Origin of the sequence: Streptomyces sp. RerS4, assembly GCF_023515955.1 — a bacterium.
Lineage (GTDB): Bacteria > Actinomycetota > Actinomycetes > Streptomycetales > Streptomycetaceae > Streptomyces.
The window spans coordinates 5934982-5943254 of record NZ_CP097322.1 but is presented as its reverse complement, the minus strand read 5'-3'; the positions used below and the strand labels follow the sequence as shown (position 1 = coordinate 5943254).

Here is an 8273-nt window from a genome sequence, read left to right as displayed (position 1 = left end):
CGCGCGCTCCATCACTCCGTGCAGAGAAACCCAATACCGGTTATGACCCTGGCATGGTGGAGGCGGTGCAGAAACCCCTAACGGTCCCCTAGGGGCCCCTATGCGGAGACCCCTCGAAATGTGCTGCACATATGCGAGTTGCGACCGCATCATAATGCACTCGACAGGTGGGCGATCGCAAGAATTGGCCGGGTTCTCGTGTCCGGTCGGGGTGAAAGAGGTACGGGCCTGGAGGCGGATGTCGGGCCGGTACTCGTCCAGCCAGATGGCGGTGTCCAGGGCGCGCACCAGGCCGTTGCGGGCGGTCATGGAGGGCCAAAAAGCGGAGGGGCGGTCACGAGGACCGCCCCTCCGCTTCCGGGGGTACGCCAGTTGGTCTGCGGGTGTGTCAGCGGTGGCGCGCCGGCGCCCGTTCGATGAACGGGGCCAGCAGGCCCGGTATGGCGTCCTCGGCGAGGGCGAGACCCTCGGAGACCCCTACGTCGCGGACCTTGTAGACCCCGTTGCCGGCCGCCGTCGCGGCGCCCAGGGTGAGCAGGCCGGCGCGGCGCTGGAAGACCGAGCGGGTGATGGACCAGCCGATGACGCCGTCGCGCTGGAGGGCGGCGGTGCGACGGGTGAAGGTGCCGGACCGGGTCACCAGGTAGGGGCCGTGGATGGCGTGGCCGAGGTTGCGGTAGGCGTCGAAGGCGAAGGCCACGCCGACGCAGAACAGGACGACGGCGGTGATCCAGCCGGTGTGCACGAGCACCGGGGTCAGCCACAGTCCGAGGCCCACGAAGGGTGCGGCGATCAGGACGGACCAGATCAGGGCGCGGTTGATCCTGCGCCGCAGGGCGGCGCGGGGGTGCGGCGCGAGCCGGGCCTCGGTGGTCGGGGAGACGCGCTCGCCGAGGACGTCGGCGGCGATGCGGCGGGCCAGGGCCAGGGGGACGGGCGGGGTGAGCCGGCTGCGGCTGCTGTTCTCGTCCTCGTCGCCGAGGCCGCTCGCGACGGCCTTCACGCGGGCGCCGCCGGCCCAGCGCAGCAGCAGCGGCTCGGCCACTTCGACGCCGCGCAGGCGCTGTTCCTCGATGCTGACGGAGCGGGTGACGAGCAGGCCACGGCGGACGCGGAGCATGCCCGTCTCGGGGCGGTCGAGGTGGTAGCCGCCCCAGCCCTCTATGAAGGTGGCCGTGGAGCCGGCGACGCCGATCACGACGATGACGGCGACGGTGAGCAGGATCCCGTACCAGAGGGGTACGGAGCCGAAGCGGGCCTCGATGTCCTTGACGATGCCCAGTTCCAGCGGGTCGATCTTCATCTGGTGCAGCGTGCGGTAGACGCTGCCGACGGCGATGAAGACACCGCCGACGCCCCACAGGGTGAGCGGCGCGTACCGCAGCCACGCCCAGTCGAGTTCGGCGAGGGTGGAGTCGGTGTCGGGGTCGGCGGTGTCCAGGCCCTGGCGGGCGTGGCGCAGTTCGCTCAGCCGGCGGCGCAGTTCCTCGGCGTCGCGGACGGCGAGGCCGTCCAGGGACAGGCCGCCGCCGGAGGTGGCCTGGTCGCCGGTGGCGATCTTCAGGGAGGTGAGGCCGAAGATCCGGTGCAGGGGGTTGGCGGTCAGGTCGACGCTGCGGATGCGGTCGACGGGGATCGAGCGTTCGCTGCGGAAGAACCGGCCCTTGTGGAGTTCGACCCGGTCGGGGGTGACCCGGTAGCGGGTGGTGATCAGGCGCATCATGCTGATGCCGGCGATGACCAGGCAGGTGATGAGGAACGAGACGAAGGTGATCAGGACCTGGAGGTTGATCTCCCCGCCGGTGAGGACGGTGGTGGCGCCGAAGGTGGCCAGCGGTGTGGCCACGACGCTGAGGTTGACGAGGAACAGGCGGGGGTTGAGGCGCCCCCACGTGTCGTTCGCGGCCCCGTCGGTGTGTCGTACCGCGCTGTCCGGTGTCACGTCGCGTCTCCCGGTACGGCCTGGGTGGACCTGGTGAGCTGCTCCACGAGTTCGGTGGCCGTGGCGTGGTCCAGGCCCTTGATCTTCACGGCGCCGGCGGAGGAGGCGCTGGTGACGGTGATCCCGGACAGTCCGAACAGCTGCTGGAGCGGGCCGCGGAGCATGTCGACGGTCTGGACGCGCGACAGGGGCACGACGCGCCAGCGCTGCCAGAGCCAGCCGGAGGCGGCGTAGACGGCGTCGTCGGTCATCTCCCAGCGGTGCACCCGGTAGCGCCAGATGGGCATGACGCCCATGTAGAGGAGGCCGGGGACGAGCGCGACGAGGAAGAGGGGGCCGAAGACGAAGCGCGCCGGCGTGATGAAGAGCCAGAGCACGCCGAAGACGATCGGGAGCGGCAGGGCGAAGAGGGACGACTGGAGGGTCCACCAGCCGATGGCACGGCTGTCGACGCGGTGGCGAGGCGGACGGAGCCTCAGTTCTTGGTTGTCTAGCACTGCTTCACCCTGGTTCCTGAAGGATCTTGGATCATCGCCGGTCAACTGGCACCAACTCGTACCGCATGGTTTTCAGTTCGCTCTCCGGTCCTCGGGGACCGGTGCCGTCGCGGCCCGTACGGCGCGCAGCCGGGACAGCAGGACGGCCGTGCGGGCCGTCACCATCGACAGCGACATCAGGGCGAGCGAGCTCACGAGGACCTCGCTGCCGCTGAGTTGGTAGTCGGCGGTGAAGCGCGTGACGCGTGCGCCGAACCAGTGCTCGCAGCCGTAGGCGAAGAGGATCTGGGCTCCGAAGAGGAGGGCCCAGACGGCCGCGTGGCCGAGTCCGCCGACGCTGCGGATGTCTCCCGCACGGTCTTGGTGGGCGGTGAGCAGGGAGCTCGCGACGAGTCCGCAGATGCCACCCACGCCAATGCCGGCGAGGTGCAGCGACGTGTCGTTGCCGGCCGTCGGGAAAGAGTGTACGCAGACACCCACGACGACGAACGCCACCAGTGTGGGGCCGGCGATCCTCGCGGCGGTGATGCGCCGGTGGCCGGTGTCGGTCGCGAGGATGACGGCCAGGATCGTCGTTCCGGTGATGAGTGCCGTCGTGAACTGCCCCACGTGAGCGAACCCGCCCTTTCCGCATTGCCTCGAAATCCGTTGTCGCGGTTCTCCTTCCGCTGGTTCCAACGTAGGCGGGGCGGCTCGGCCCGGGTGCCGACCGATCGGTGGGACCGGCTGTCAACCGATCGACGGACACCGGTGGGGCTCGTGGTAGGACTGGTGCCGTGCACATATACACGCAGGAGGAGGTCCCGCGGAAGGCCCCCCGTCGCGGGGTCGACTCGGGGAGCCGCTGGTTCGGCCTGTGGGACGGCTACTTCGCCGTCTCCTACCTCGTCACGGTCATTTTGCTGTTCACCTCCGACGAGGACCAGGTCCGCCGGGCCCTCGCCATCGGCGCGCTGACGCTGATCGTGCCCTGGTACGCCGGTCTCGGCCGCAAACCGATGATCGAGCGGACGAAGGGCCGGCGCAATGTCGTCTTCTCCGCCGGGCTGTTCCTGCTGTTCGCCTTCTCCAGCACGCTCGACCTCGGTGGTTCCTTCGCGCTGTTCGCGGTGGTCCCCATGCTCATGATGAGCCTGTCGATGCCGCCGGCGATCGTGCTGGTCGTCGTGGCCAACCTGTGGCCGGTGACGGTGGTGTGGCTGCGGGGCGGCGCGTTCGACCCGGACATCCTGTCGGTGCTGCCCATCTCGTTGCTGGGCATCGCCCTGTCGGTGCTGCTCGGCCTGTGGATCACCCGCGTGGTGCAGCAGAGCTCCGAGCGGGCCGAGTTGATCGGTGAGCTGCGGCGCAGCCGGGAGCGCGAGGCGCACCTGTCCCACCAGGCCGGTATCTCGGCCGAGCGCGAGCGGCTGGCCCGTGAGATCCACGACACCCTGGCGCAGAGCCTGACCAGCATCATCAGTCTGGTGCAGGCCGCCGAGTCGGAGGTGGTGGACAATCCCGAACGGGCGGGGGCGCGGCTCGGGCTGGCGGGGCGGGTCGCCCGCGACAGCCTGGCCGAGGCCCGCGGGTTCGTCTCGAAGCTGACCCCGCCGGCGCTGCGGGAGAGCTCGCTGGTGCAGGCCGTACGCCGGCAGGCGGACCTGCTGAAGGAGGAGACGGGGCTGACGGTGCGGTGCACGGCCGAGGGCGAGGAGCAGCCGCTGCCGATGGCGGTGAGCGTGGTGCTGCTCCGTTCGGCGCAGGAGTCGTTCGCGAACGTACGCAAGCACGCGCGCGGCGCCCACGCCGTGGAGGTGCTGGTGGCGTACGCGCCGCGGGCGCTGCGGCTGGTGGTCCGCGACGACGGCGCGGGCTTCGCCGTGGACGCCTGGCGCGAGGCCGTGCCGGAAGAGGACCGCAGCGAGGCGCAGAGCGGTTTCGGGTTGCGCGGGATGCGGGCCCGGGTGGCGGAGATCGGCGGAACGGTGCGGGTCGACAGCAGCCCGGGAGCGGGCACGAGTGTCGAGGTGACGGTGCCGCTGGGCCCGGTGGGAGAGGAGTCGGACGATGAGTGAGCGCGAACCGATCGGGGTGTTGCTCGTCGATGACCATCCGGTGGTCCGGGAGGGTCTGTCGGCGATGCTGGAGCTGGACGCGGGCATCCGGGTCGTGGGCCAGGCCGGCTCGGGCGAGGAGGCGGTCGTACAGGCGGGCCGGCTGAAACCGGACATCGTCCTGCTCGACCTGCGGATGGGGGCGATGGACGGGGTGGCCGCGACCGGGCACATCCTGCGGGAGTCGCCCCGTACCAAGGTGGTCATCGTGACCACCTACGAGGACGACGCCGACATCCTGCGCGCGGTCGAGGCCGGCGCGGCGGGCTACCTGCTCAAGGGCAGCTCCCGCGAGGAGTTGGTGCAGGCCGTGAAGGCGGCGGCGCGCGGTGAGACGGTGCTGACGCCGTCGCTGGCGCCGAAGCTGTTCCGGGCCCGGGTGGTGGAGGCGCCCGCCCTGTCCGAGCGGGAGCGGGAGGTCCTGCAACTGGTCAGGCAGGGCATGACCAACGCGGACATCGGGCGGCGGCTGTTCATCAGCGAGGCGACGGTCAAGACGCATCTGCTGCGGTCGTTCAAGAAGCTGTCGGTGTCGGACCGCACGGCGGCGGTGATGGCGGCCCTGGAGCGGGGCCTGCTGTCCTGACGGACCCGGTGGAGGCCCGGACATGAGTGGGGGCCGGGTGCCCGGGGTCGCACGGCCTCGGGCACCCGGCCCTTGTCAGGCGATGCCGGGCAGGCTCAGGTCCCACAGGCGCGCGGGCAGGTCGCGGCGCCGTTTGACCTTCAGCTTGCGGTAGATGCGGGTCAGGTGTTGCTCGACCGTGGAAACGGTGACGTAGAGCTTCGTGGCGATCTCCCGGTTGGTGTGACCGCGCGCCGCCAGCAGCGCCACCCGGGCCTCGGCCTCGGACAACACCTCGGCCTCCTTCGGCGCTTCCGCCTCGCGCCCGACCGCGGCGGCGGGTTCGCCGTCGCCCTGGCCGGGGGTGAACTCCTGGCACAGCGGCTGCGCCCCGCAGGACTTGGCGACGTGCCAGGCCTTGCGGACGAGCATCCGGGCCCGGTTGAAGTCCCCGGCGGCGCGGTAGGCGCTGCCCAGTTCGCCGAGCGTGCGGGCGAGTTGGAGCCGGTCCTCGCCCTGTTCCAGGATCTCGACGGCCTCGGTGAGGCGCTTGAGGCGGTAGGCGAGGTCTCCGCTGGTGCGGGCCAGCGCGAGGAGCAGGGGTCCGCGCGGCCGGCTTCCGGCCGGGCCCGCCTCGCGCCGGCGCTGCTGCTCGACGTACTCGCGGGCGCGCGCGACGTTGCCGATGGCCAGCCACGCCTCGGCGGCGTCCAGCCGCCACGGCGCCGGTTCGGCGGCCTCCATGTCCCAGGCCTGCATGAGTTCCCCGCAGGTGAGGAAGTCGCGCAGGGCGGCGTGGTAGCGGCCGGTGGCGAGGTGGCAGCGGCCCCGGGCCCGCAGGTAGTGCAGTCCGATCCGGGTCTCCGACATCGCCTCGGGGACGGGCCGTTCGAGCAGGCTCATCGCCTCGTCGATGTTGCCCATCTGGGTCTCGGCCTCGATGAGGACCCCGAGCGGCAGGGCGATGCCCACGCCCCAACACGGGGCGGATATCAGCGACATGGCGTGACGGGCCTGGGCGGCCGCGCCCGGCAGGTCGCCCTGGCGCAGGGCGACCTCGGCGCGCACCACGCCGAGGAGCGCCTGCCAGGTCGGTGCGTTGTGCGCGGAGCATTCGCCGAGCAGCCGGTCGATCCAGGTCAGGGCTAGGTCGAGGCGGCCCGCGTAGACGAGGGCCAGGACGGCGAGGACGAGGGGGGTCAGGGTGCGGTCGCTGAGGTGGTAGCGCTGGAGGACCCGCGTGGCCTCGGCGACGGCCGCCTCGCCGTGGCCGCCGCGCAGCGCGGTCCGCATGGCCTCGGCGGCCGGTACGTGGGCGTCGTCGGGCATGTCGTAGACGGCGACGGCGGCGGCGGTGGCGACCAGGGGGCGGTCGGTGGTCGGCGTACGCGGGTGTCCGGGCGCGGTGGTGTCCGGGGGCGCGGCGGTGGCGAACGCGTCGCGTACCGGGGGGCTGATCACGGAGAGCCAGCTCTGGGCGGCGGCGAGCGTGCCGGGTTCGTAGGCGAAGGGCGTTCCGGCGGCGCGGGCCTGGTCGGCGGCGTTCTGCAGGCGGCGTATCTCCTCGGAGGCCTGGCGGGCCTCGCCCATCCAGGCCAGGCAGGACACGGCGTGCAGGAGGTCGCGGTCGCTGAGCCGGCCGGCGCAGAACTCGCGGGAGAGCTGGCGCAGGTGGCTTTCGGCGGCGACCGGGCTGCTGCGCCAGACGATGCTGACCAGGCGGGACTTCAGGGCGGTGCGGCGCGCGCCCTCGGGGCAGGAGTCGACGGCGAGTTCGCCGCAGCGCAGGGCGAGTTGGGGGTCGCCTTCGACGAGGGCGTATTCGGCGGCGTCCTGGAGGACGGGGATGGCCCAGTCGTCGACCGGCTTGCGGGCGGCGAGGAGGTGGCGGGCGACGTCGAGGGCGGCCGCGCCTTCCTGGTGCAGCAGGCGCGCGGCACGCTGGTGGAGGGCGGACAGTGCGCCGGGCGGGGTCGCGGTGAGTACGGCGTTGCGGGTGGCGGCCGCGCGGAAGGCGCCGTCGCGCAAGATTCCGCACCGGCCCAGGTCCTGGACGGCCAGTTCGGCGGTCTTGACGTGGACGTCGGTGATGCGGCTGAGCAGGGCGGGCGGGCAGGCGTCGCCGAGGACGGCGATGCCCCGGGCGACGGCGGGCATCTCGGGGTCGCCCCGGTGGAGGCAGTCCAGGACGGCGCGCTCGAAGGTCTCGGCGGGGGCCAGCGGTTGGAAGGGTTCGCTGTCGCCCAGGGCGGCCAGGCCGTCTTCCAGGAGGGCCTTGACCAGCAGCGGGTTTCCGCCGGTGGCCTCCCGGCAGTCGGTGGACAGCCGCCCGGCGGCGGCGGTGGAGAAGTGGTCGGCGAGGAGGCGTGCGGTGCCGTCCGTGCTGAGCAGGGGGAGCCGCAGGGTGGTGCAGTTGGGCTGGCGCTTGAGTTCGGCGTGGAAGTCGAGTTGGGCGGGCAGCAGGCGTACGGCCTCGGTGAGCACGATCAGGACGCCGGCCTGCCGGACCCTGCGGGCCAGGCACAGCAGGAACGCGCGGGAGAGTTCGTCGCCGTGGTGGACGTCGTCGACGGCGATGACGACGGTCCGGTCGCGGGCGATCCGCAGGAGCGAGGCGCAGACGTGGGGCAGGACCCGCATGCCCGCCTCGACGGCGCCCTCGGCGTCGTCGTCGCCGTCCGTGGCCTGGGCGCTCACCGCGTCGAGCAGTGCGGTGGCCTCGGCGTGGACGGCGGGGTCCAGCGGTGCGGCGCTGTCGAGGATGCGGCGCAGGATCCCGAAGGGGAGGTAGCGCTCGGCGCGGGAGCCGGCCGCTTCCAGCACCAACGCCCCTTCGGAGAGGGCCTTTTCGGTGAAGCGTTCCAGCAGGGTCGTCTTCCCGCCGGCGATGGGGCCGCTGATGACGGCGACGCGTCCGCGACCCCGACGGGCGCTGTCGAGCAGGTCGTTCAGCGTCTGCCACTCGTGTTCACGCTCGACCAGCCTTGCCTCCACGGCGTTTCCTTCCCCCGGGCTACCTGAGTCTGCCCTGCACTGCACTGCGTCGTGCCTCCTCGCGCCCCCGCCGGGCGGGCGGGGTGATTCGGGGTGGTCCGGGGCGGGGGTCGGTTTCCCTCCGTGCGGGAAGGGTGCCGGTCGCGCCTCGGGTCCCGTTCGTCCGTTCGCCGCCGGGT

The 8273-nt window shown here is 72.2% G+C and carries 6 protein-coding genes; 2 read left to right on the top strand and 4 right to left on the bottom strand.

Going from position 1 to position 8273, the window contains the following annotated elements; translation table 11 throughout:
• Positions 1 to 388: 388 nt before the first annotated feature.
• The 3 genes from M4D82_RS27360 to M4D82_RS27350 form a co-directional block, all read right to left on the bottom strand.
• The gene (locus M4D82_RS27360; RefSeq protein WP_249768693.1) at positions 389 to 1942 is read right to left on the bottom strand and encodes a PH domain-containing protein; all 1554 of its coding nucleotides are present in this window, start codon (positions 1940 to 1942) and stop codon (positions 389 to 391) included.
• Positions 1939 to 2439, bottom strand: a complete 501-nt coding sequence (locus M4D82_RS27355) for a PH domain-containing protein (protein WP_249768691.1) — start codon at positions 2437 to 2439, stop codon at positions 1939 to 1941. Before M4D82_RS27355 ends, M4D82_RS27360 begins: the two co-directional genes overlap by 4 nt.
• Before the next feature lie 72 nt (positions 2440 to 2511).
• Positions 2512 to 3048, bottom strand: coding sequence for a hypothetical protein (locus tag M4D82_RS27350; protein ID WP_249768689.1), 537 nt, complete (start codon positions 3046 to 3048; stop codon positions 2512 to 2514).
• A gap of 167 nt (positions 3049 to 3215) precedes the next feature.
• On the opposite strand from M4D82_RS27350, the gene M4D82_RS27345 reads away from it, so the two are divergent.
• Positions 3216 to 4496: a sensor histidine kinase gene (locus tag M4D82_RS27345; RefSeq protein WP_249768687.1), complete on the top strand. Its 1281-nt coding sequence runs from the start codon at positions 3216 to 3218 to the stop codon at positions 4494 to 4496.
• Positions 4489 to 5121 (top strand): response regulator, encoded by a 633-nt coding sequence (locus tag M4D82_RS27340; protein WP_249768679.1) that lies wholly within the window; start codon positions 4489 to 4491, stop codon positions 5119 to 5121. The genes M4D82_RS27345 and M4D82_RS27340 overlap by 8 nt, the downstream gene beginning before the upstream one ends.
• A gap of 75 nt (positions 5122 to 5196) precedes the next feature.
• Here the strand turns inward: M4D82_RS27340 and M4D82_RS34145 are convergent, their stop codons facing one another.
• Complete coding sequence (locus M4D82_RS34145) at positions 5197 to 8094, bottom strand: helix-turn-helix transcriptional regulator (RefSeq protein WP_283844519.1); 2898 nt, start codon at positions 8092 to 8094, stop codon at positions 5197 to 5199.
• Positions 8095 to 8273: the final 179 nt, after the last annotated feature.

Bases quoted from the DNA above. Each gene is read 5' to 3' on its own strand.
- M4D82_RS27340 (WP_249768679.1), top strand. From the start codon at position 4,489: ATGAGTGAGCGCGAACCGATCGGGGTGTTGCTCGTCGATGACCATCCG.